Source organism: Flavobacterium qiangtangense (assembly GCF_042658345.1).
GTDB lineage: Bacteria > Bacteroidota > Bacteroidia > Flavobacteriales > Flavobacteriaceae > Flavobacterium > Flavobacterium qiangtangense.
Genome location: NZ_JBHSQB010000004.1, coordinates 243,440 through 264,965, shown reverse-complemented (window position 1 = coordinate 264,965; position 21,526 = coordinate 243,440). Strand labels below are relative to the sequence as shown.

General features: G+C 34.0%; 20 protein-coding genes and 1 other RNA gene. 10 read left to right on the top strand and 11 right to left on the bottom strand.

Annotated features, from left to right (window positions below):
* Window positions 1-25 precede the first annotated feature (25 nt).
* Window positions 26-1,450, bottom strand: a complete 1,425-nt coding sequence (locus ACFPVY_RS04270; protein WP_379790531.1) for an ATP-dependent DNA helicase — start codon at window positions 1,448-1,450, stop codon at window positions 26-28.
* Between the two features lie 245 nt (window positions 1,451-1,695).
* On the opposite strand from ACFPVY_RS04270, the gene ACFPVY_RS04265 reads away from it, so the two are divergent.
* Window positions 1,696-2,514 carry a DUF3822 family protein gene (locus ACFPVY_RS04265; RefSeq protein WP_379790530.1) on the top strand — a complete coding sequence of 273 codons (819 nt, stop codon included), beginning with the start codon at window positions 1,696-1,698 and terminating at the stop codon, window positions 2,512-2,514.
* Window positions 2,515-3,105: an RsmD family RNA methyltransferase gene (locus ACFPVY_RS04260; RefSeq protein WP_379790529.1), complete on the top strand. Its 591-nt coding sequence runs from the start codon at window positions 2,515-2,517 to the stop codon at window positions 3,103-3,105.
* Window positions 3,106-3,247: 142 nt separating this feature from the next.
* On the opposite strand, the gene ACFPVY_RS04255 is transcribed toward ACFPVY_RS04260, so the two are convergent.
* The gene (locus ACFPVY_RS04255; protein WP_379790528.1) at window positions 3,248-5,335 is read right to left on the bottom strand and encodes a TonB-dependent receptor domain-containing protein; all 2,088 of its coding nucleotides are present in this window, start codon (window positions 5,333-5,335) and stop codon (window positions 3,248-3,250) included.
* Between the two features lies 1 nt (window position 5,336).
* On the bottom strand, window positions 5,337-6,311 hold the full coding sequence (locus tag ACFPVY_RS04250; protein WP_379790527.1) for an alpha/beta hydrolase: 975 nt from the start codon (window positions 6,309-6,311) through the stop codon (window positions 5,337-5,339).
* Window positions 6,312-6,501: 190 nt separating this feature from the next.
* On the opposite strand from ACFPVY_RS04250, the gene ACFPVY_RS04245 reads away from it, so the two are divergent.
* Window positions 6,502-7,869, top strand: a complete 1,368-nt coding sequence (locus ACFPVY_RS04245; protein ID WP_379790525.1) for a sensor histidine kinase — start codon at window positions 6,502-6,504, stop codon at window positions 7,867-7,869.
* 271 nt (window positions 7,870-8,140) lie between these two features.
* On the top strand, window positions 8,141-8,851 hold the full coding sequence (locus ACFPVY_RS04240) for a response regulator transcription factor (protein ID WP_379790524.1): 711 nt from the start codon (window positions 8,141-8,143) through the stop codon (window positions 8,849-8,851).
* Here the strand turns inward: ACFPVY_RS04240 and ACFPVY_RS04235 are convergent.
* Window positions 8,848-9,297 (bottom strand): hypothetical protein, encoded by a 450-nt coding sequence (locus tag ACFPVY_RS04235; protein WP_379790523.1) that lies wholly within the window; start codon window positions 9,295-9,297, stop codon window positions 8,848-8,850. The two genes, ACFPVY_RS04240 and ACFPVY_RS04235, sit on opposite strands and share 4 nt — an antisense overlap.
* Window positions 9,298-9,317: 20 nt before the next feature.
* Window positions 9,318-9,635, bottom strand: an RNA gene (gene rnpB, locus ACFPVY_RS04230) — RNase P RNA component class A.
* Window positions 9,636-9,873: 238 nt separating this feature from the next.
* Between rnpB and ACFPVY_RS04225 the strand changes: the two genes are divergently transcribed.
* The 5 genes from ACFPVY_RS04225 to ACFPVY_RS04205 all read left to right on the top strand — a co-directional run bounded on the left by ACFPVY_RS04225 (window position 9,874) and on the right by ACFPVY_RS04205 (window position 13,725).
* On the top strand, window positions 9,874-10,182 hold the full coding sequence (locus ACFPVY_RS04225; RefSeq protein WP_379790522.1) for a hypothetical protein: 309 nt from the start codon (window positions 9,874-9,876) through the stop codon (window positions 10,180-10,182).
* Between the two features lies 1 nt (window position 10,183).
* Entirely contained in the window at window positions 10,184-11,266 is a 1,083-nt protein-coding gene (locus tag ACFPVY_RS04220) for a DNA topoisomerase IB (protein ID WP_379790521.1), read from the top strand.
* Between the two features lie 15 nt (window positions 11,267-11,281).
* Complete coding sequence (locus tag ACFPVY_RS04215) at window positions 11,282-11,899, top strand: hypothetical protein (protein ID WP_379790520.1); 618 nt, start codon at window positions 11,282-11,284, stop codon at window positions 11,897-11,899.
* A 99-nt stretch (window positions 11,900-11,998) separates the two neighbouring features.
* Complete coding sequence (dnaX, locus tag ACFPVY_RS04210) at window positions 11,999-13,084, top strand: DNA polymerase III subunit gamma/tau (RefSeq protein WP_379790519.1); 1,086 nt, start codon at window positions 11,999-12,001, stop codon at window positions 13,082-13,084.
* 101 nt (window positions 13,085-13,185) lie between these two features.
* Window positions 13,186-13,725, top strand: coding sequence for a DNA polymerase III subunit gamma/tau (locus ACFPVY_RS04205; RefSeq protein ID WP_379790517.1), 540 nt, complete (start codon window positions 13,186-13,188; stop codon window positions 13,723-13,725).
* A 1-nt stretch (window position 13,726) separates the two neighbouring features.
* Here the strand turns inward: ACFPVY_RS04205 and ACFPVY_RS04200 are convergent, their stop codons facing one another.
* The 6 genes from ACFPVY_RS04200 to ACFPVY_RS04175 form a co-directional block, all read right to left on the bottom strand.
* Window positions 13,727-14,392 (bottom strand): SanA/YdcF family protein, encoded by a 666-nt coding sequence (locus ACFPVY_RS04200; RefSeq protein ID WP_379790515.1) that lies wholly within the window; start codon window positions 14,390-14,392, stop codon window positions 13,727-13,729.
* A 5-nt stretch (window positions 14,393-14,397) separates the two neighbouring features.
* Window positions 14,398-15,030: a hypothetical protein gene (locus ACFPVY_RS04195; RefSeq protein WP_379790514.1), complete on the bottom strand. Its 633-nt coding sequence runs from the start codon at window positions 15,028-15,030 to the stop codon at window positions 14,398-14,400.
* A gap of 2 nt (window positions 15,031-15,032) precedes the next feature.
* Complete coding sequence (locus tag ACFPVY_RS04190; RefSeq protein WP_379790513.1) at window positions 15,033-15,353, bottom strand: hypothetical protein; 321 nt, start codon at window positions 15,351-15,353, stop codon at window positions 15,033-15,035.
* A gap of 18 nt (window positions 15,354-15,371) precedes the next feature.
* Window positions 15,372-16,262 carry a Ppx/GppA phosphatase family protein gene (locus ACFPVY_RS04185; RefSeq protein WP_379790512.1) on the bottom strand — a complete coding sequence of 297 codons (891 nt, stop codon included), beginning with the start codon at window positions 16,260-16,262 and terminating at the stop codon, window positions 15,372-15,374.
* A 104-nt stretch (window positions 16,263-16,366) separates the two neighbouring features.
* Complete coding sequence (ppk1, locus tag ACFPVY_RS04180) at window positions 16,367-18,505, bottom strand: polyphosphate kinase 1 (RefSeq protein WP_379790511.1); 2,139 nt, start codon at window positions 18,503-18,505, stop codon at window positions 16,367-16,369.
* The gene (locus ACFPVY_RS04175; RefSeq protein WP_379790510.1) at window positions 18,502-18,990 is read right to left on the bottom strand and encodes a SixA phosphatase family protein; all 489 of its coding nucleotides are present in this window, start codon (window positions 18,988-18,990) and stop codon (window positions 18,502-18,504) included. The genes ppk1 and ACFPVY_RS04175 overlap by 4 nt, the downstream gene beginning before the upstream one ends.
* 543 nt (window positions 18,991-19,533) lie before the next feature.
* Here ACFPVY_RS04175 and ACFPVY_RS04170 point away from each other — a divergent pair.
* Window positions 19,534-20,037: a hypothetical protein gene (locus ACFPVY_RS04170; protein WP_379790508.1), complete on the top strand. Its 504-nt coding sequence runs from the start codon at window positions 19,534-19,536 to the stop codon at window positions 20,035-20,037.
* Window positions 20,038-21,526: the final 1,489 nt, after the last annotated feature.

The window sequence follows — 21,526 nt, the reverse complement described above, 5'->3', positions numbered from 1 at the left end:
ATTATAAGTACGAAATCATTCAAAATTACTCCTCCAAAAAACTTTCATCCTTAAAACCAATCAAATATAATTTATCTTTTGCTCGCGTAATTGCCGTGTAAAGCCAGCGAATATAATCTCTGTCAATGCCGTTTGGCAAGTAAGGTTGTTCTACAAAAACGGTATTCCATTGACCTCCTTGTGATTTGTGACACGTGATTGCGTATGAAAATTTGACTTGCAACGCATTGAAATATGAATTTTCTTTTACCTTTTGGAATTTTCTGTAATTTGTTCTTTCGTCTTCATAATCGAGCATAACCTCTTGGTACAATCGATTCGATTCATCATAGGAAAGTGAAGCTGATTCGCTTGTCAATGTGTCCAAAATCAAGACGGTTTCAAAAGGTTTTTGGTTTGGATAATCGACCATTCTGATTTTTACGGTGGCAAATTTAAAGCTGTACAATTCCTGCATTTTATAGATTTCTAAAACTTCGATGATGTCGCCGTTGGCAATAAAATCGGTTTCGGTAGAATCTTTCAGCCAGAAGTAATTATTTTTTACGACCATCAAAAAATCGCCTGTGGAAAGTTCGCTTTCCTTATCGAGAATTCTAGTTCTAATTTGCTGATTGTAAGCATTTGCACGTTTGTTAGAACGAACAATAAATGCGGTATCTTCTAAACCATAATTGCTGTAAGCGCCATGAATTGCGTCTTGAATGTCATAGCCGTCAGTCAATCTGACGATGTCTTTGAAATTTTTTACGTCGAATTTAAAATCTTCGTAGAAATCATCATTTAATTGTTCGCGAAGTTCAGTTGCGTTGAACAAAATTCCGGAGTTTTCTTCCTGGCGCATTACTTCGTCAAATTCGATGTGGGAGATTTCCATATCATAATTTCGGGTAAGCAAATCGATGTCTAATGCTGGCGAAATATCAAGATTTACAGGAGGCAATTGCGCTGTATCGCCCAATAAAATCATCTTGCAATTTTGTCCCGAATACACATAATATATAAGGTCATCGAGCAACGAACCGTTTTCGTACATCGTCGAATCGGAGCTGGAATCTGAAATCATTGACGATTCATCGACTATGAAAATCGTGTTTTTGTGCTTGTTTTGCTGCGTTGTGAAGCTTACGCCTCCGCCTTTTGTCTTTGGGTAATAAATCTTTTTATGGATTGTATGCGCTGGTTTTTGGGAATAATTGGCGATGACTTTTGCAGCGCGACCTGTTGGCGCCAGAAGCACATATTTTTTATTTATTTCTGTAAGATTATTGACTATCGTGGAAATTACTGTGGTTTTTCCGGTTCCGGCGTAGCCTTTTAAAACGAAGATTTCGTCTTGTTTTGTATTGGTTAAAAATTCTGCGATTTTCTGGAAAAAAATGTCCTGCTTTAATGTGGGATTGAAGGGGAATTTTGTTTTTAAGGTTTTGTAGAAAAGTGCGGAATTCATTTGGATTTTATTTGGTACAAAGTTATACTTTTTTAATTGATTGCGGATTTAAACGCAAAGTTTGGAAGTTTTTCGCAAAGTTAAAAAAAGCTTTTTCGTAATTTTACTTTGCGAAACTTTGCGAAAACCTTTTTAAACTTTGCGTTAGAAAAATAACTTATAATTTCTCTCAAACAATTAAACTTTTAAACAATTAAACTTCTCGCTCTTATTTTTTGTAAGTTTGCGAACATCAGTAAAAATCAATGTCGGTTAACCAAAACATAACAGAAAAAACATATAGAAAATTGGCTATTCAAGTATCTTTGAGTGGTTTCAAGTTCTGTGCTTTTGATACTTTGAACAATGTGGTTTTATTTGTGAAAACGGTTGATTTTAACGATTTTCCGAAGTCGAATAAAGTGGAAGACCATTTTTGGAAGGCTTTTGTGGAAGACCGAGATTTGACTAAATCGTATGACGAAGTTGTGGTAATTCACGAAAATAATCTGTCGAGTTTTGTGCCAAGCGCGCTGTTTGACGAGAATTATTTGGGAAGTTATTTGCAATATAACACCAAGGTTTTTGAGACAGATTTCTTTGCTTTTGATGAGCTTTCGACTTTTGAAATGGCAAATGTTTATATTCCGTATGTGAATGTCAACAATTATTTGCTGGACCAATTTGAGTCTTTTGATTACAAACACGTGAACAGCATTTTGGTTTCAAAGCTTTTGGAAGCGTCAAAAAATGTGGAGGAAAAACAGGTTTTTGTGCATTTGGGCAACGGTCATTTTGAGATTGTAATTGTAGAAAATCAGAAGCTTTTGCTGTTCAATTCATTTGATTTTGCCACAAAAGAGGATTTTATCTATTATATTCTTTTTACGGCAGAACAGCTGAAATTGAATCCGGAAACGTTCAAATTGCAACTTTTGGGCGATATCTATGGAGAAAGCGATTTCTTTAAAATTGCCTATAAATACATCAGAAACGTTTCGCTGATGGGCGTTTACCAGACTCAGAAACACAACGATTTTTCTACCGAAGAAAATTTAAAGCATTTTATTTTATTCAATTCATAAATGAGAATTATATCCGGAAAATATAAAGGCAGGAGAATTTCTCCGCCTAAAGGTCTGCCTGTTCGTCCCACCACAGATATGAGCAAGGAAGCGCTGTTCAACGTTTTGAACAATTATTTTAATTTTAGCGGATTAAAAGTTTTGGATTTGTTTGCCGGAACTGGAAATATCAGTTATGAATTTGCCTCGCGCGGAAGCGAAAATATCACGAGTGTTGACGGCGATTTTGGTTGCGTGAAATTTATCAAACAGACCGCCGACGAATTTGATTTCAATATCGCCGGAATAAAAAGCGACGTTTTTAAATTTATCGAGAAGAACAAAAGTTCGTATGATATTATTTTTGCCGACCCGCCTTATAATTTAGACCAAAAGACTTTTGAGAAATTAGTTGAATTGATTTTTGCAAACGAACTTTTACAGGAAGACGGAATGATGGTTATTGAACATTCAAAATATACAAAATTGGACCACATGATTAATTTTTCATTTAAGAAAAGCTACGGCGGTTCGATTTTTTCTTTCTTTGAAATTAACGGAGAAAGTGAAGAAGAAGTAAAAAACGAAGTGGACGGAACTGAGGAAGGTTAAATTTTCACCGCAGATTCGCAGATTAAAAATTTAAAGCCACTGATTAAGTGGCTTTTTTTTGCCACGAATTCACGAATGATTGTCTACAATACTATAGAAATTCGTGAATTCGTGGCAAATTTTCTGTTCGCTTTTTTGATGATTATTTTATTCTATCTGAATTCTCATTGATTTCTTTTTCTTTAAAAATCGATTCTTTTAATTTCCCGAAAGTGTATTTCAAGGCGATTGAAAACTCATAGTTGTCAACGATAAAAATGGCTCTTGAATTCACATTATTGACTTCAAAGTTTTCTTTGTAAATGTTGTTTTTAAAAATGTTGTTGTAACTCAAAGTACACGACAGATTTTTATAGGTTTTGGAAATTGCTCCGTCAAGATTGAAGATTGCATTTCTTTGAAAAACACCTTCATTTCTAGTCGAAAGTCCCCAACCGATTAAAGAAATTGTCCAATCTTTTTTTAAATTAAAAGTCTGATTGGAGTAATAATAAATATACGGTTTTGAGTCGCCAATAGCCGCCGATTTATCTTCAATTTTATTCAAAATAAAACTCAAAGTATTCAAAGAACTCCAAAACTGATGACTGAACGGAAGCGAAAATTCTAAATTATATCCTGTTTCTTTGTCAAAATTTTCGGGTCTGTAAATCAAGATATTTTCGGCTTCATTAAATTGAAAACCATAATTCATCGCATTTTTATTGTTGTAATAAATCAACTTAACCGATTTGTCTTTGTACTGAAAATTTGCCGAAATTTCATCAGAAGTCGATGGATTCAAATTAACATTACTCGAAAAAATAAAATAAGGATTGATATAAGTTTGACCGTGGCTTGTTTCTGAATAATTTGGTCTAGAAATATTTTTGGCATAATTAAAAGTCAATGTTTTCGTGCTGTCAATTGGGATTTCAATCTGAGCTTTTGGAAAGAAATTTGTGTAGTTTTTAGCTACAGAAGCAGATGATTCATCAGCATATTTTCCTTTGATGTTTGTATTTTCGATACGAAGTCCGAATAGCCAAGAAAACTTCTTTATCGTTCCAGAAAGTTGCGTGTAAGCCGAAGCATTTTTCTCCTTTAAATTATATTTTGAATCTGAATTTGTGTTTTCTTCAAAGTTTTGCAATTGCAAATTTGAGTTCGCATTTGCTGACGAATAGATTCCGCCTAGCTCCCACTTCATTTCGTTTTGAAACTTTTTCTCGAAATCAATTCGTCCTGAAAAAACGTCGACTTTAAAATCTTGATTTATTTTTTGGAATGGCTGAAAATTAGTTTCATTATAATTATTCGAAGAATTAATTATCGAACCTGTATTGTAATTCGAATATTGCAAACCACCGAAAAAGCCTGAACTTTCGTTAATTTTCATATTATAATTAAGGAAGGAATTAATAAAATTTCTATCGCCATTTGCAATTCCCAACGTGTTTAAATTAGTCTGTTCGCCGTTTGCGAGATTATTTGTTTTCGTTTTCAAATTGAAATTGTCCTTTTTCATATTCCCATTTATGGAAAAAGAAAACGAATCATTTTCATTAATTGTGTGATAAATGCCACCGCCAAAAACGTAATTATCGCGACTCGTCAAACCTACAACTCTGTAATTTGAAACAATATTATTGCTCGGAATTTCATAATTATTTCCGTTGCTTTCCCAAACATTTAAGGCATTATAATTGAAATTTGCCTTGAATTCGGTCTTTTTTAATTTCAAGCTAGAATTGATTCCGGCATAATTATTAAACCGTTTTTTGAACGAAACCGTTTCTGAAATCACTGTTTGAAAACCTTCTTTTCGATTCAATTTTCTGGTAATCAAAATCACGGCTCTGCCTTCGGCTTCATATTTTGACGACGGATTATTGATGATTTCAATCGACTTAATATCATCAACAGAAAGTGCCAGCAAATCATTCATTTCGATTCGTTGATTGTCCAAATAAAGTAACGGATTTCCTTTTCCAATAACCGAAATGGCTGTTTTATCGGGGCTAATTTGCACTTTCGGAAGCTTTGATAATAAGTCCAAAGTATTTGGAATTGATTTTAAAAACGAATTTGCCACGTCCACTTTCACATTTCCGTTTTTGTATGAAAAAGTTTTGATTTTTCCCTCTACAACAATTTCTTCCATTTGTTGCAAACTGTCGATTTCTTTACCTTGAGAAAATGATTTGGCGCAGAAAAGCAAAAGAACTCCAAGCTTAATTTTTAATTTCATATTATAATTTGTGTAGCCAATTAATCCAATCTTCGGCAATTTTATCCCAGTTATAAATTTCTTGATTTGCAGTTCCGTTCGTGTCTATGGGAAAATAATTGTGTTCTAAATTCAAGTAACTATTGAACAAAATATTTTTCTTTTTCTCCCGAATTGCTTCTATTTGAAACAAATCATTAAACGAAGCCGACCAATCTTTTGTTCCGTAAGAAATCAAAACCGGAATCTCCAAATTCATCAGATTTTCTTTTTGTGGCAATGAAAAACTGAACGTCGTTTTATAAGAATCGCCCGATTGTGAATTAATTTCATTCGGATTTTCAACTACTTTTTTCCAATAATCAATCATGTTATTTCCTTCGTTTACCGAATCTGTATCGAAGCTTCTGCTTTGCGCCAAAATGTTCATTATTCTGCCGTAAGGATTTCCTCCAGAATAAATCAAATGCGTAATTTTCCTATTGATGGAAGCCATTTTTGAGGCAATCGTACTTCCTTCAGAATGTCCAGCGACAATCAGTTTTTTGTTTTTTACCCAACGTTCTTTGGCCAATTGTTTCAATACAAAATTGTTTCTGAACACATAATAATCAAGATAATTTCGTTCTAAATAACCTTTCGGTGGCAATTCTTTTTCCACATCTTTATAATAGCAAAAATTATTTCCGAGCTTCTTTACGTCAGAAATTATTGGAACAAATGGCTTTCCAACAATCACAATATGAAAGTCTTCCAAAAACGGATTTTCATCGAAAGGCAAAGTTCCATACAAACCTTTCTCGTCATATTTTACGACAGGTTGCGGTAAACTTCCTTGACAGAAAAAGAAAATCGGCTTGGCTAATTTCTCCTCTCCTTTTTTAGAAATCACAATAATATCAACCGGTTCGTCCTGATATTTCATCGCTATGTGTTTATAGCCAAAATCTTCAGGAACTTTCTGAGCGTGCGCGTAGATTTTTGAAAATAAAAGCATAAGAATTATAAGTTTTGAGTTATAAATTAGGAGTTGGAGCACATTGAAATTTAATTTTGAAATTATTATGGTTATTATTCATTGCAAAGTTGGATTAAAAACAAACTGCGAAGGTTAATGCTGGGTTAATGCTGAGTTAATGTCTGTTTTTCAGAATAATTCACTTATTTTTGAACTGTAATTCATTGATATGAAACAGAAAATAAATTTATTAATCGGATTTTCAGCGGTCGTTTTGATTGCGCTTTCGGCTATTCAATATTATCTGGTGAAGACGGCTTATGAATACAAAGTCGAGCAGTTTCGTTCAGAAATAAAGGAGAAAATTGCTAAAATCACCAACGATTACAGCGATATCGATTCGACGATTTTCAACAAAAAAGATTTGCTTTACAAGCAATTGGCCGAAAATTATATCCGGGATAAAAAGACACGTTTTCATATAAAAAATCAGTTGCTTCAGAATGAATTTAAAAGCGAATTGACTCGGAAATTGCAAGAAGAATTTGAAAATGAAGTTCCAGATTTGGAGATTGATTTTGCGATTGTTTTGGACAAATTCGTGATTTATGACGCCACAAAAGAAGCCGATACCATCTTTGCAGAAAAACCATTCATCGAAAATAAATTGTATGGAAATTTGGCTTCGCTTGACGATGCTTTTTTGATTCGGAATTATGTGGGAACGACGAGCGGTTCTTTGCAACAAGAACTAAATTCGGATTACAAACTTTTGACGGAAGACACCTTATATGTTTCCATCCAAAACTGGGAAACTATTGTTTTAAAACGAATGACTTTGATTTTGGTTTTCGCTGTTTTTTCGATTTTGACGTTGATTACATTATTCGTAATTGCTTTGAAAGCGTTGATCAAACAGAAAAAAATGAGCGACATCAAAACCGATTTTATCAACAATATTACACACGAATTAAAAACGCCTTTGACTACTTTATCGGTTTCCACAAAGATTTTGGAACGCAAAGATATTCGTGATAATGATGAGAATTTTCAAAATATTTTAGGAACAATCAATCGTCAAAATAATCGACTGCAGAATTTGATTGACCAAGTAATGACGAATTCTTTGGGTTATGAAGAAATTGAATTACACAAAGAAAAAGTGTCAATGCCCGATTTTTTGAATTCGATTATAAGCGATTTTCAATTGGCTTTCCCAAATGTTTCCATTGCAACCGATTTTAATTCAGAAAAAGTAAATCTGAATTTGGATAAATTTCATTTGACAACAGCGATTGCCAATGTTTTGGAAAACGCCGTGAAATATGGTTGCAAGAATATTTATGTAAAAGCGTCGTTGGCGGAAAATCAATTTTCAATCAGCATTTCTGATGATGGAATTGGAATTTCGAAAAGCAAACATCCGTTATTATTTGATAAATTTTACAGAGTCGAACAAGGAAATCTGCACGACGCAAAAGGCTTAGGTTTGGGATTATATTATGTGGACCAAATCATAAAAGCACATCAAGGAACAATAAATGTGATGAGTGATTTGGGCAAAGGTGCTACGTTTGATTTAAGATTTTCAATATAGTTTTTGCCAAAGATTTCAAAGATTAACACAGATTTTAAAAATCCTTTTAATTCTTTAAATCTGTGGCAAAATAATTTTTAAAAAATCCGCAAATCCGCGGTAAAAAAGTTTTTGTGACAATTGTTTTTTGCCACAGATTTCACAGATTCTCACAGATTTAAAATCTTTTATTTCGTTAAATCTGTAGCATAATAATTTAAAAAATCTGCGAATCCGGGGGTAAAAAATAAATTCGTGGATTCGTGGCAAATAAAAAATCCGCAAATCTGCGGTGAAAAAAATATTCGTGGCGACAACAAAAAAAGTACTTTTAGCGGAAGATGATTTTGACTTTGCAATGATTTTGAAGCAATATCTTGACTTGCACAATTTTGAAGCTTTCTGGGCGAAAGATGGAGAACAAGCTTTGGATTTATTCCAAAAAGAAAATTTCAGCATCTGCATTTTTGATGTCATGATGCCAAAAAAAGACGGTTTTACTTTAGCCGAAAAAATCATAAAAATCAATCCCGAGGTTCCATTCGTGTTTTTGACCGCTCGAAAATTAAAAGACGATAAAATCAAAGGTTTAAAATTGGGAGCCGATGATTATATCGTAAAACCTTTTGAAGCCGACGAATTGGTTTTGCGTTTGAGTAACATCCTAAAAAGAAGCGAACAAAAATCTAACGTAATTTCATCGGAAGAAATTTCTATCGGAAATTACACGTTTAATCCGCAACGGCTCGAATTAAAAATCAATAATTCTATCCAAAGAGTTACTGAAAAAGAAGGCTCTTTGATTTTATTTCTTTACAAAAACCGAAACCAGTTGCTGAAACGGGAAGAAATTTTAAAAGCAGTTTGGGGAAGCGACGACTTTTTCTCGGGACGAAGTATGGATGTTTTTATCAGCCGACTACGCAAATATTTTAATGAAGATTCTAGAATTTCGATTGAAAGTATAAGGAATATTGGATTGGAGTTTAAGTTGAAGAATTAATATAATTCTAGTTTTTGAATTTTTTTTGCATTAAAGACCACGCTAACCATATCTTGCTCATCTGACGAATATTCAATTTCTAATTTACCTTCTAAGCTAAAGTCGATATCATCTACATTATATCCTTTATTTAAAACTATTTTTTTAGAGGTAAATTTCGAATCACATTCATTTTGTACAATATCTGTGTAGCCTTTAATGTCTATAATCAATTGATTCGCTTTTTCAAGAAGAATTTGATCGGGCTTAATCTGACTTCCCTCGATCCATAATGAAGTAGAATACTTATTTTCGTTGAAACGATCGGTATAAATGTGCCAATAAAAACATTGATCATCTTTACCAAATTCACAGGTCATCGTGCCAAATTTAGTATGAAAGTCTTTTCTAGTTTTCTTCTTAAATAATGGAAGAATTATTTCTAAAATCATTCCAAATGCACCCATAAAAAATCGTGATTTGTTAAAAAAAATGCAGACCTATAAGCCGGGTTCTGTATCTCTAAAATTAGAAACCCTTATCATTTATCTAGATTCTGAATTGCTCCAGAACTCAATCTACCTACCCTTCGGCAACGGACGAGTAATCCTTAAATGCCGATATACTTGGTATTTCACCGCATAGAGTTTACCTGGTTTCACTACAGCATTACCTGTACATACTTTCTGTTGCACTTGTCCTCCCAAAATTGCTCTCGGTGGCGGGCGTTACCCGCTATGCTACCCTTTGGTGCCCGGACTTTCCTCCCTTCAATAAATTAAACGGCGATAAGGCGGTCTGCGGTGCAAAAGTAACGATTTTTTTTGGGTTGAGGGTGAAAGGTTTTGGGTTTACTTACATTCTGGTTATTAAAACCATTTTACTTTAAGGGTTCTACAATCAAATTCCTTTAAACATCCAACCCTAAACCCTGTAACCCAAAAAAGAAATCATATAAACTCTATTAACATTCTCTTGGCACATCTCAAACCTTATAAATTGTAACTTAGAAATAATAAACTAACTAATTAAAACAAAATATTATGGACCGTCAAATGTATCATTACGCTACTGTTTCCAAAGCTTTGGAGGAGTTGGCAGAAAAAGGATTTACCGTTGATTTCAATTTAGAATCTGATCGAATCAAAGCCTGTGGAGACTGCTTTGAAATCGTTCATATTTACCGTTATGAAGGCGCCACCGATCCTGGTGACGAAGCTACGGTTTATGGAATCAAATCTGATAAAGGAGAAAAAGGAGTTTATGTTTCTGGCGATTTGTCATTTTCAGAAGACGACGCTGCAAAAACATTGCACGAATTGATCATCAAAGGAAGACAGGAACAAAACTAACATGAATCGATTAGAAGCAAAACTCGAAAAAATTGGCAGTGATCCAAAAGTGACCGCCAAAGCTGTTGGCTTGAGATATACCTTGGCCAACGCAAAAGGTTACCATCGCATCAAGAAAGGAAAAAATTTTTCTTATACTGATGAAGATAAAACTCCAGTAAATGATAAGCTGATAATCGAAAGAATAAATAAGCTGGTGATTCCCCCGGCTTGGGAAAACGTATGGATTTGTCCCTATGAAAATGGGCATTTGCAAGTCACCGGAATTGATGCCAAAGGACGAAAACAGTATCGTTATCATCCAAATTGGAACAAAATCCGAAATCAGTCGAAGTTTTATCGATTGAGGCGATTTGCAAATGCCTTACCTATCATAAGAAAGCAAGTCGATAAAGATTTGAACCGAAAGGGATTGCCTTTTGAAAAAGTAGTGGCTTTGGTTGTGAAATTAATCGAAATGACCAATATTAGAATCGGAAATGATGCTTATAAAAAATTATATGGCTCATTCGGATTGACAACTTTACGCGACCGCCACGTAAAATTTGGTAAAAATGCAACGTCTATTTTCTTTGAATTTAAAGGAAAAAAAGGCGTGCAACACAAAATTAATTTGCAAAGCAGAAAATTGGTCAACTTGGTCAAAAAGTGCAAGGAAATTCCGGGTCAGGATTTGTTCCAATATTATGATGACGACGGAAAAAGGCACACGATTGGTTCGGGCGATATCAACAATTATTTAAAGGAAATTACGCACGAAGATTTCACGGCAAAAGACTTTAGAGTTTGGGCCGGAAGCGTAAATGCGATGTTTGCTTTTCAGGAAATTGGACAATTCGAAAGCCAAACCGAATGCAAAAGAAAAATTGTGGAAGTCATTGATCAAGTCGCTTCAAAACTAGGAAACACAAGAACTGTTTGCCGAAAATATTATGTGCATCCAACAGTTATTGCGTCTTATGAAAAAGGAACAATCAACAATTATAAAATCAAAGCCAACATCAAAAACAATAAATTAAATCCCGAAGAAGAAGCGTTGGTTCGCCTTTTAAAGAAAGAAACAATTGCGGAAGTTTTGGGATAATTTACACCTTAATATATGAAGAAATTTTCACTGCTTTTAATCGGAATTTGTCTGGCTTCTTGTTCAGATAAAAAGACAACTTTAGAAACTGAAAATGACGCTGTTTCTACGGATACAATTAAATACGTTCCTCCGAAAGTTACAGAAAATGCTTATGAAATAATTCCGGGTGAACGAATTGGCTTGACCAAATTAGATGAAAATACAGAAACACTTTCAGAACTTGGAAAACCAGATTTCTCAGATTCGGCAATGGGAAAATCGTGGGCAACGTGGATTTCAAAAGACGATGAGAACAACGAATTAAACATTTATTCTACTTATAAAGATTCAAAAATGAAGGAAAAAGTGGTTCGTCAAATCAGAATTACTTCTTCAAAATTTAAAACTCCAAACGAAATTTCTACCGGAAAATCACTTCAAGAAATCCAAAAAGCTTTTTCTGACATCAAACTTGTTGCAAAATATACCGATGAGAAAACTAAAAATCTTGTAGAAATTTATGATTCTGAAACCAATGGAATTGCCTTTGAATTTACTCAAAACGGATGTGCTGCGATTATTGTTCACACAAAAGGCAAAAAAGTTACCGACGAATACATCACGCTTCATCCAAATATGGAGAAATTCTAGACGCTAAAAACAAATTGTTTATAACTAAAATGTAATTTTTCAACCCTATTTTTTTACATCTTTAATTAAAAAACTATATTTGTCGTCGAGTAAAAATCTATGGAACATTTCGTTGTATCAGCCCGCAAATATCGTCCGCAAACATTTAAAGATGTTGTCGGCCAGCAAGCTATTACAAATACTTTATTGAATGCCATAGAAAACAATCATCTCGCTCAAGCCTTGTTATTTACGGGTCCGCGTGGTGTTGGAAAGACAACTTGTGCCAGAATCTTGGCTCGAAAAATCAACCAAGAAGGTTATGACGACCCGACAGAAGATTTTGCTTTCAACGTTTTTGAATTAGATGCCGCGTCAAATAACTCGGTTGATGATATCAGAAGTTTAATTGACCAAGTTCGAATCCCACCCCAAACTGGGCAATACAAAGTGTATATTATTGACGAGGTTCACATGCTTTCGCAAGCGGCATTCAATGCGTTTTTGAAAACTTTAGAAGAACCACCGAAACACGCCATTTTTATTTTAGCTACGACAGAAAAGCACAAAATTATTCCTACGATTTTATCGCGTTGTCAAATATTTGATTTCAAGAGAATTACGGTAAAAGACGCTAAAAATCATTTGGCTGACGTTGCAAAAAGTGAAGGAATTACCGCTGAAGACGATGCTTTGCACATTATCGCTCAAAAAGCGGATGGCGCCATGCGTGATGCTTTGTCGATTTTTGATAGAGTCGTGAGTTTTTCAGGAAACAACCTTACGCGTCAAGCAGTTACAGAAAATTTAAACGTATTAGATTACGAAACATACATTAATGTAACCGATTTGATTTTGGAAAATAAAATTCCAGAATTGTTAATTGCTTACAATGAAATCTTGGCAAAAGGTTTCGACGGACATCATTTTATTGCCGGTTTGGCTTCTCATTTTAGAGATTTATTGGTTTCAAAAACGCCAAGCACTTTGGTTTTATTGGAAGCTGGCGAACAAGCGCAAAAAATGTATGGAATGCAATCCCAAAAAGCATCGCAAGATTTTCTTTTAAAAGGAATTGACTTGGCAAACGACTGTGATTTGAAATTCAAATCGAGCCAAAACCAACGACTTCTTGTGGAACTTTGCTTGATGCAATTGGCCTCTATCACTTTTGATGGAGAAAAAAAAAAGTTGACGGATATATAATTCCGCCTAATCATTTTTACGGAAGAGTTTTAGAAATTCCGGTAAAATCTCCTGAAATCATTCACGTTGAAACTGTTGCGGTAACTCCGGAAGTTGCTGTTGTGGAAGAAAGACAACCTGAAAAAGAAATTTCTGCTTCTACTCCAACTCCAAAAATTGAAACTCCGATTGATTCAAATGTGCCAAAAGTTTCGGCTTTATCACTTTCGAGTATTCGTGCCAAACGTGAATTGGAAAAAGCCAATAGTTCGATAGTTAGAAATGTTGCCGATTTGCCTAAAGAAGCGTTCACGCACACCGATATGCTTTTGCATTGGAACAAATATGCACAACGTTTGGGCGACAAAGGTTATAAAATCATGGAGTCGCTTCTGCTGATCAATGAGCCAAAATTAAACGGAACAATGATTATTCACGAGCTTCCAAATGAAGGTTCGAAGATAGATTTTGATTCTGAAAAGCACGATTTATTGGGTTATTTGAGAGGAAAACTACATAATCACGACATTCAAATTGATGTGGTTGTGAATGAAACTGTTGAGAATAAATTTGCCTTTTTACCGCAAGATAAATACAATCGTCTTAATGAAATAAATCCTGCTTTGGATGTTTTGAGACGAACTTTTGACTTGGAATTTTAAATCATTCCTTCGTATAATTTGAAGTTCCGTTGATAGAAACGGTTTCGCCTAAAAAGTGTGGCTGGCGATTTCTTGCAACATCCAAAACTGATTTGGCAATTGAAAAATATTCCCTAAAAGAATAATATTTGTAACCTTTATATTCGCCGTTATTTGCCGAATATCCATAGGATTTTATTCCCAATTTCTCTCCAATATAAATACATCGGTTCAAGTGATATTGCTGCGTGACTAAAATTGCAGTATCAACTTTGAAGATTTCTTTGGCGCGATACATCGTGGAATAACTGTCGAAACCAGCATAATCAATATAGATTTTTGTGGTGTCAATGCCTTTTTCAAAACAATATAATTTCATCACGGTTAGTTCGTCATGCGCGTCGTTTCCGTTATCGCCAGAAAGCAACAATTTTTGAACTTTATTGTTTTTGTATAAAGAAATTCCGGCGTCAAGTCTATCTTTCAGGTATCTTCCGGGTTTATTGTCTTTAATTCCTGCTCCAAAAATTATGGCAACATTTGTTTTTGGCAAATAACTTTGGTCTTCAAAAATCAATTTGTCAGTTTTTGAATCTACATATATATTTGTGGCGATTACAGCTATAATTCCAATTAAGGAAAGAATCAAAATTGGTTTTATAAATTTTTTAAAGACTTTTAATTTCATTTATTTTAAGGAGTATGAATTTGACTATCAATGTTCTGTTTGTTTCCAAAGTTATCAAATGCGTTGGGATTTCCAATGGCAATATTAGAAAATACAATTCCAAATAATCCTGCAAATGCTAAAAATAATTGTGGAAATAAAATTGCCTTTTGCAATAACGACGGCCCTTTTCGAATGGAAATAAATAAGTCTTTTGTATTTGATTCTGAAAATAATCCATTGGGAATAATTGCTTCTTCAAATTTTCTTCGAATTTTGCTCAAAGTAAATTCTCCTTCTACAATTTCAATTGCATATTTTCCAGGCGTTTCGATTTCGAAACCAAATTTTTCCACTCTTCCGCCATCAAAATTATTTGACCTTACTGCAAAAAAAGAGGAATTAATAATCGGAATTTCTATGGACGAACTTGCACTTTTAATTTTTGGAATCCATTTTGTAGGAAGCAGACGAAAATTTTTTGCATGAATATAAATTGCGTGATAGCCTACATTTTCGATTGTAAATTCAGCCTCTTGTTGAGAAAAAGGAAACTTGACAATTTCTTTGGAAGAAAACATTTTTATCCAAGCTTTTATTCCGAAAATTAGAAATGCAATTGCGACTATCAATAAAAGAAATGCGTAAGTTCTTGTCATAATTATTTCTCGCAATACGTTCCTACTTCGCCAGTTTTCAAACTTTTTATAGTCAAAATTCTGTCGCCAGCCCAAAATCTGTTTTCTAAATCTACAACAACGCCAACAGGAGTTTGACCTGCAAAAATAGTATCGTTTCTAAAATTATTATCTTCTTTTGAAAGATGAAAAGCATCACCGATAACTGGATTTTCACCGCAGACTTTCCAGAAACTATCTGGATTGTTCAATGGCGATTTATTTGGAAAAATGTAAAGCAAAATCAAAACTACAATCAAAATTGAAATCCCAATCACGCTGTATTTTATATTCTTGTTTTTCATCTTCCAAAAAAATTTAAATTATATTTTTCCGTAATACAAAGCTTTTACGATTCCGTCTGAAAGTCCAATTTTTGGAACATAAATATTTCTGGCGCCACTCCATTTCATTGCATTTAAATACACTTTTAATGCCGGAATAATTACGTCAGCGCGATCAGCGTTTAAGCCTAATTCAGAAATTCTCTGTTCATAAGAAAGGTTATTCAACGCCGTAAATTGGGCGTTCAAATACATATAAGACAATGGTTTTTCATTCAATTTTCCAGACATTTTGAAAAGTTTATTGATGTTTCCACCTGAACCAATCATATTTAGATTTTCATAATCTTCGGTAATATTTTTAATCCATTTTTCAATTTCCTGCCAAACGATTTCGCTGACCATATTATTTAAAAGACGAACAGTACCGACTTTGAATGATTTTGAAGCCACGATTTTCCCTTCGGAGAAAAGTGAAAATTCTGTGCTTCCGCCGCCAACATCTACGTATAAATAAGTTTGATCCGTTTTTAATAAATGATGCAAATCTGTGGAAGCGATAATGGCCGCTTCTTTTTTTCCATCGATAATTTCAATTTTTATGTCGGCTTTTTTCTTGATTAATTCCACAACTTCCTTTCCGTTGTACGCTTCGCGCATTGCTGAAGTCGCGCAAGCCATGTATTTTTCGACTTTGTGAACTTTCATCAAAAGTTTAAACGCCTTCATCGCATCGACCATTCGTTCGATATTTTCTTCGGTAATTTCGCCTACGGTAAAAGCATCTTGTCCCAACCGAATTGGCACACGAACGAGTGAACTTTTACTGAATTGCGTTTCCTTACCTTTTTGCTCCACAATATTGGAAATCAACAAGCGCATCGCGTTAGATCCGATGTCAATGGCAGCATATTTTTTAATTGTAATCATCTTTTTTAAGCCAAGAGTAAATGCCAAAAGGCAAAATTTTACTCAGGAATTTTAATATTTATATTTTATCAGCTTTGCCTTTTGGCTTTTTACTAATGTCTTTTTTACAAAATTTCGTCAACTATTACCGTCAATTTATCTCTATAATAATTGTAAGTTTCCAGTTGTGCGCGGAAACTCGGATTGTCTTTTCTCATTCTGTATTGATTGTCTAACTTTTCAGAGTGAAGGCGAACTTTTACGTTTCCTTTCCAACCAATATTAAAGGTGTCGATCAACTCTTTCTTAATTTCATCGTCATAAATTGGGCAAGTCACTTCCACTCTTCCGTCTAAATTTCTGGTCATAAAATCTGCCGAAGAAATATAAACTTCTGGGTCGCCATCATTTCCAAAAATATAAACGCGAGAATGTTCTAAATAATTATCAACTATGGAAATCGCTTCAATATTTTCAGACATTCCGGGAACGCCAGGAATTAACGAACAAATTCCACGAATAATCAACCTGATTTTTACACCAGCGCGACTTGCGTCATACAATTTATCGATCATTTCATAATCTGACAAGCTGTTCATTTTCAAACTAATACTGGCTCTTTTTCCTTCTAAAGCATTGCTGATTTCTCTATCAATCAACTTTTCAAAACGCGTTCTCGTGTAATGTGGAGAAACGATCAAGTGCTTGTAACGATGAATTCTGTAATTGATATCAAAGAAATCAAAAATCTTGGCGACGTCTTTTAAAATTTTTGAATGGCTTGTAAAAAGTGTCACATCGGTGTACACTTTTGCTGTTGATTCGTTGAAATTTCCGGTAGAAATTAGTCCGTATCGTTTTACTTTTCCATCTTCAAGACGTTCGATTACGCAGATTTTACTGTGCACTTTTAAGCCTTTAATTCCGAAAATCAATTCAATTCCTTCGGTTTGCATTTGTTCCGCATACGAAATATTGCTTGCTTCGTCAAAACGCGCTTGCAATTCGATTTGAACGGTAACTTTTTTTCCGTTTTTAGCAGCATTGATCAAAGAACTGATGATTTGTGAGTTCTTGGCCAAACGATATAATGTGATTTTAATCGAAACAACTTTTGGATCTAAAGCCGCTTCCCTTAAAAATTTCACCAAATATGAAAAAGACTGATATGGCGCGTTTACCAAATAATCTTTTTGAGCGATTTTCTCGAGCATACTTCCTTCCAAACTCAATCCGTCGACCGGAAGCGGAATATTCGATTGGTATAATAAATCATATCTTCCGAGGTTTGGAAAATCCATATAATCACGACGATTATGATATCTTCCGCCAGGAATGATACTGTCGGTGGAATCAATCCCCATCTTATTTAGGAAGAACTTCAGCGTGTCTTTTTCAATAGATTGGTCATAAACAAAACGCACCGGCTCGCCAATTCTTCGGTCTTTTACGCTTGACGAAATTTTTTCCATCAAACTTTTACTTAAGTCGCTATCAATGTCTAATTGCGCGTCACGAGTGATTTTTATCATGTGAGCAGAAATACTTTGGTAGTCAAAAATATTAAAAATACTGCTCAAATTATATCGAATTACGTCATCTAAAAGAATGATGTATTGCTTATTATTATTAGACGGAAGCACGACAAAACGGTTGATTGTTTTTGGAATTTCAACCACCGCATATCGAATATCTTTTTTTTCTTTTTTGATTTTTAAAACCGTGTCATTGACTACAATTTTCGTTGTAGCTTTTGGTTTTGTCATTACCATTTTCACGGCCAAATATCCAGAAGTATCTTTCAAAAGCGGAAATTCTGCCAAATCATTCAAGATAATTGTGACCAACGCCGGACTTACTTTTTGGATAAAAAAGTCTTTGATAAAATTTTCTTGTTCGCGAGAGATTTCCGTTTCATTGATGATAAAAATGCCTTCTTTTTCAAGTTCGCTTTCAATAATACTAAGGATTCGCAAGCTTTCAGACTGTTGCTGAATCACGATTTCTGTAATATCTTTTACTAATTGTTGCGAAGAAATGCCTCCTAAAACTTTTTCTCCCGAAACTCCAGAATGACTCAAACGACGAATTGCGGCGAATCTCACGCGGAAAAATTCATCTAAATTATTGGAAAAAATTCCTAAAAAACGAAGTCTATCTAAAAGTGGAACAGTGTTATCGGCGGCTTCCTGAAGAACTCTGGCATTAAAAGCTAACCAGCTTTTTTCTCGGTCAATATAGCGGTATTCAATCGGTTCAATCATATTTTTAAATCTCTTGGAAAAATCACTTTTTGCGTTTTGCCTTTATCGATTGTCTCCCAGTTTTTGGAATCAAAATTTATAGATACGAATCCAGAAGTGGGAACATTATCGATAAAAACATTTCCAAATTTATTAACAAAATTCGTTATAGCATCATTATGACCGAAAAGAATAACATTATCGTAATCATTATTGCAAGATTTGACGATTTTTTCGAGCTGTCTGTCATCAAAAGTGTATAATTCATCCTTAAAAATGATGCTTTCAACAGGACAAGAAAGATTTTGGGCAAAAATCATTGCGGTTTCTGAAGCTCGTTTTGCAGTACTGCTCCAGATTATAAATGTTCTTGGGAGGTGTTCGTCTATTGAAGTTGAAACAAGGTGCGCGTCTTGCATTCCTCGATTAGCTAATGGTCTGTCTTTGTCTAGAAGTGGGGCATTCCAGCTTGATTTTGCATGTCTTATTAAAATCAGATTTTTCATAAAAAAACTTTTAATTAAATGAATTCACTTCTATTGATACCAACAAATTACAAAAAAAAAGTTTACTTCATAGAGAATTTTTGCACTTTTATCGAATAATTAGGAGTAAATTATTTGTCAAATATTTTTTGGTATACATTCGCCGTGTAGTTCAAAAATTGACGCTACAAATTAAAATTTCAAGACGTTTTTTTTTCTAGAAAAATAAATACCATAATAGATTTTTCTCGTAAATAAAAATGTACTCAAATCACTTCCCTCAAAATCTTTTCGATTTTTGTGATTGAAATTGCTTTGTAAGAATTTGAACATTCTTCAAACTTTTGCGATTTCAACAATCAAAACTTAAATTATAGTTATTGAAAGACTCTAAATCATGAAGATAAAGCACTTCAACGACTATTTATGCTATTCAAAGGAAAAATTATTTTTCTTGGTGCAGAGGTTATAATTTTACCCAATAAAGTAATTCCCTCGCTTGTGTTATACAAGTTTTGCTTTAACATTTTTACCACAAATATATTCTATATGAAAAATTTTGCAATGCAAAAAAAACTCAAAATTTCCACCATTTTGACGTTTGTTATTATGTTTTTATGTTTTTCAACCAAAGGTTTTGCTCAAGAAAACATGGTTTTTGACTACAAATCTCTTTTGACAAAAACACAGGACAAAGAGCGTAAAAATGATTTAATGAAAATGCAAAGTTTGGCTACCGATCTTCTTCCATCGATTTCTATTGTGGATGGAAAGGTGCAACGATTTGGCGATTCTGATGCAATTTCGATAGAAACTGACGCGAAATCTTTTTCTGATATTAAAAATCTAAAAGGCTTAACTGCGGATGTTAAAATATTAAAAATCAAGCTGAATTCTTCAAGCGATTTGAGTTCTAAATTTGATTTAGAGTCATTGAAAAATATTGAAAGCCTTGAATATGTTTACATTGTCTGCCCGTTTGATGCCACGGCTTCACAGGTTTCAAATCTTTTGACCGGAACAAATAATAATGTAACTGTAATTTATACTGCCTCACTTCCTAGATAGGAAGTTAAAATTCTAAACGTTTCCCTAATGAAAAATATTTACACTACGTCACTTAACAATTCAAAGCTACTTTTCGTTGCTCTAACATTGTTAATAATTGGAAATTTTTCTGCCATTGCACAGGTAAAAAGGCCTTTCAAGCAAAGAACTTCAAGCTATTCTCCTACAAAAACAATTTATAATGTTAAGGGAGATTTTGCTATGATTGGAAATACCAACCTTACATTGCAAACTTATAACGACAATAGTACGAACAACTATGTCAACATGAAATATGTGGATATTGATGGCGTAAGTAGCACTTTCAATTCGTCTTCAGCAGATTTAAATTTTTCAACTGAAAACGGTGCGGTTCCAAGTTGCTCAAATATCGTATTTGCAGGATTATATTGGACAGGAAGATCGTCTGATGCAGCTACAAGTCCGATGACTTTTTCTGTTACAAAAAATAATGTTCAAAAAAGTTTTGACAAAAGAAAAATTTCTATAAAAGGACCTGCATCAAGCGGTTATACCCAAATTACTGCTAACAATAACGATATTTACTACCCAGAAACTACAGACGGATTTATGTATTCTGCTTTTGCTGAAGTAACTGATTACGTGAAATTAAACGGAATTGGTTCTTACACAGTTGCAGACATTGCATTAGTAGAGGGCGACGGTGGCGACACTGGTTTTTATGGAGGATGGAGCTTAGTTGTAGTTTATGAAAACTCTAAAATGAAATTTAGAGATATTACTGTTTTTGACGGACATGCTTATATTGCTGGAGGCGTTGGAAATTTCCAATTGCCTATTTCTGGTTTCAATGCCGTTCAATCTGGACAAGTAAATATGAAACTTGGTGTAATGGCTGGCGAAGGTGACCGACCAATTCAAGGAGATTATCTTCAAATTCAGAAAAAAAATACAAATGATTATTTGGCCTTGAGTCACGCAAATAATGCTACAAACAACTTCTTTAACTCTTCAATTTATACCGGCGGAAATAATCGAAATCCAAATTTACTGAATAATACAGGACTTGATATTAGCGTTTTCGATATTCCAAACTCTAATAATTCAGTAATTGACAACAACCAAACTTCTACAAATTTTAGGTATGGATCTACTCAAGATACTTACGTGATTTTTGCCACGGTTATGGCTGTTGACGCTTATATTCCTCAGATTGAAGGTATATTAACTGTAGAGACGGTAAATAACGTTGCCGTTACATCGCAAACTCCAACGGCTCTTCCTGGCCAGGAAATTGGATATAATGTCAATATTAAAAATTTAGGTACAGAAGCTTTAAACAACACTAAAATAATTATTCCAGTTCCTTTTAATGCAACATATGTTACTGGCAGCGCGATTGGAAATATATTGTTTTCACCGCTTCCAACGCCAAATAATGTTTATTTTGACGCAAATCTTGGAGCAAATGGTTCAGTAGTTTGGGATTTAGGTACGTTGCCACTTCCTTCAGATCCAAGTACTTTAT

What these genes read in the sequence shown, in the direction of transcription:
- ACFPVY_RS04270 (WP_379790531.1), bottom strand. Translation starts at nt 1,450, where the DNA reads ATGAATTCCGCACTTTTCTACAAAACCTTAAAAACAAAATTCCCCTTC.
- ACFPVY_RS04265 (WP_379790530.1), top strand. Translation starts at nt 1,696, where the DNA reads ATGTCGGTTAACCAAAACATAACAGAAAAAACATATAGAAAATTGGCT.
- ACFPVY_RS04260 (WP_379790529.1), top strand. Translation starts at nt 2,515, where the DNA reads ATGAGAATTATATCCGGAAAATATAAAGGCAGGAGAATTTCTCCGCCT.
- ACFPVY_RS04255 (WP_379790528.1), bottom strand. Translation starts at nt 5,335, where the DNA reads ATGAAATTAAAAATTAAGCTTGGAGTTCTTTTGCTTTTCTGCGCCAAA.
- ACFPVY_RS04250 (WP_379790527.1), bottom strand. Translation starts at nt 6,311, where the DNA reads ATGCTTTTATTTTCAAAAATCTACGCGCACGCTCAGAAAGTTCCTGAA.
- ACFPVY_RS04245 (WP_379790525.1), top strand. Translation starts at nt 6,502, where the DNA reads ATGAAACAGAAAATAAATTTATTAATCGGATTTTCAGCGGTCGTTTTG.
- ACFPVY_RS04235 (WP_379790523.1), bottom strand. Translation starts at nt 9,297, where the DNA reads ATGGGTGCATTTGGAATGATTTTAGAAATAATTCTTCCATTATTTAAG.
- ACFPVY_RS04225 (WP_379790522.1), top strand. Translation starts at nt 9,874, where the DNA reads ATGGACCGTCAAATGTATCATTACGCTACTGTTTCCAAAGCTTTGGAG.
- ACFPVY_RS04220 (WP_379790521.1), top strand. Translation starts at nt 10,184, where the DNA reads ATGAATCGATTAGAAGCAAAACTCGAAAAAATTGGCAGTGATCCAAAA.
- ACFPVY_RS04215 (WP_379790520.1), top strand. Translation starts at nt 11,282, where the DNA reads ATGAAGAAATTTTCACTGCTTTTAATCGGAATTTGTCTGGCTTCTTGT.
- dnaX (WP_379790519.1), top strand. Translation starts at nt 11,999, where the DNA reads ATGGAACATTTCGTTGTATCAGCCCGCAAATATCGTCCGCAAACATTT.
- ACFPVY_RS04200 (WP_379790515.1), bottom strand. Translation starts at nt 14,392, where the DNA reads ATGAAATTAAAAGTCTTTAAAAAATTTATAAAACCAATTTTGATTCTT.
- ACFPVY_RS04195 (WP_379790514.1), bottom strand. Translation starts at nt 15,030, where the DNA reads ATGACAAGAACTTACGCATTTCTTTTATTGATAGTCGCAATTGCATTT.
- ACFPVY_RS04190 (WP_379790513.1), bottom strand. Translation starts at nt 15,353, where the DNA reads ATGAAAAACAAGAATATAAAATACAGCGTGATTGGGATTTCAATTTTG.
- ACFPVY_RS04185 (WP_379790512.1), bottom strand. Translation starts at nt 16,262, where the DNA reads ATGATTACAATTAAAAAATATGCTGCCATTGACATCGGATCTAACGCG.
- ppk1 (WP_379790511.1), bottom strand. Translation starts at nt 18,505, where the DNA reads ATGATTGAACCGATTGAATACCGCTATATTGACCGAGAAAAAAGCTGG.
- ACFPVY_RS04175 (WP_379790510.1), bottom strand. Translation starts at nt 18,990, where the DNA reads ATGAAAAATCTGATTTTAATAAGACATGCAAAATCAAGCTGGAATGCC.
- ACFPVY_RS04170 (WP_379790508.1), top strand. Translation starts at nt 19,534, where the DNA reads ATGCAAAAAAAACTCAAAATTTCCACCATTTTGACGTTTGTTATTATG.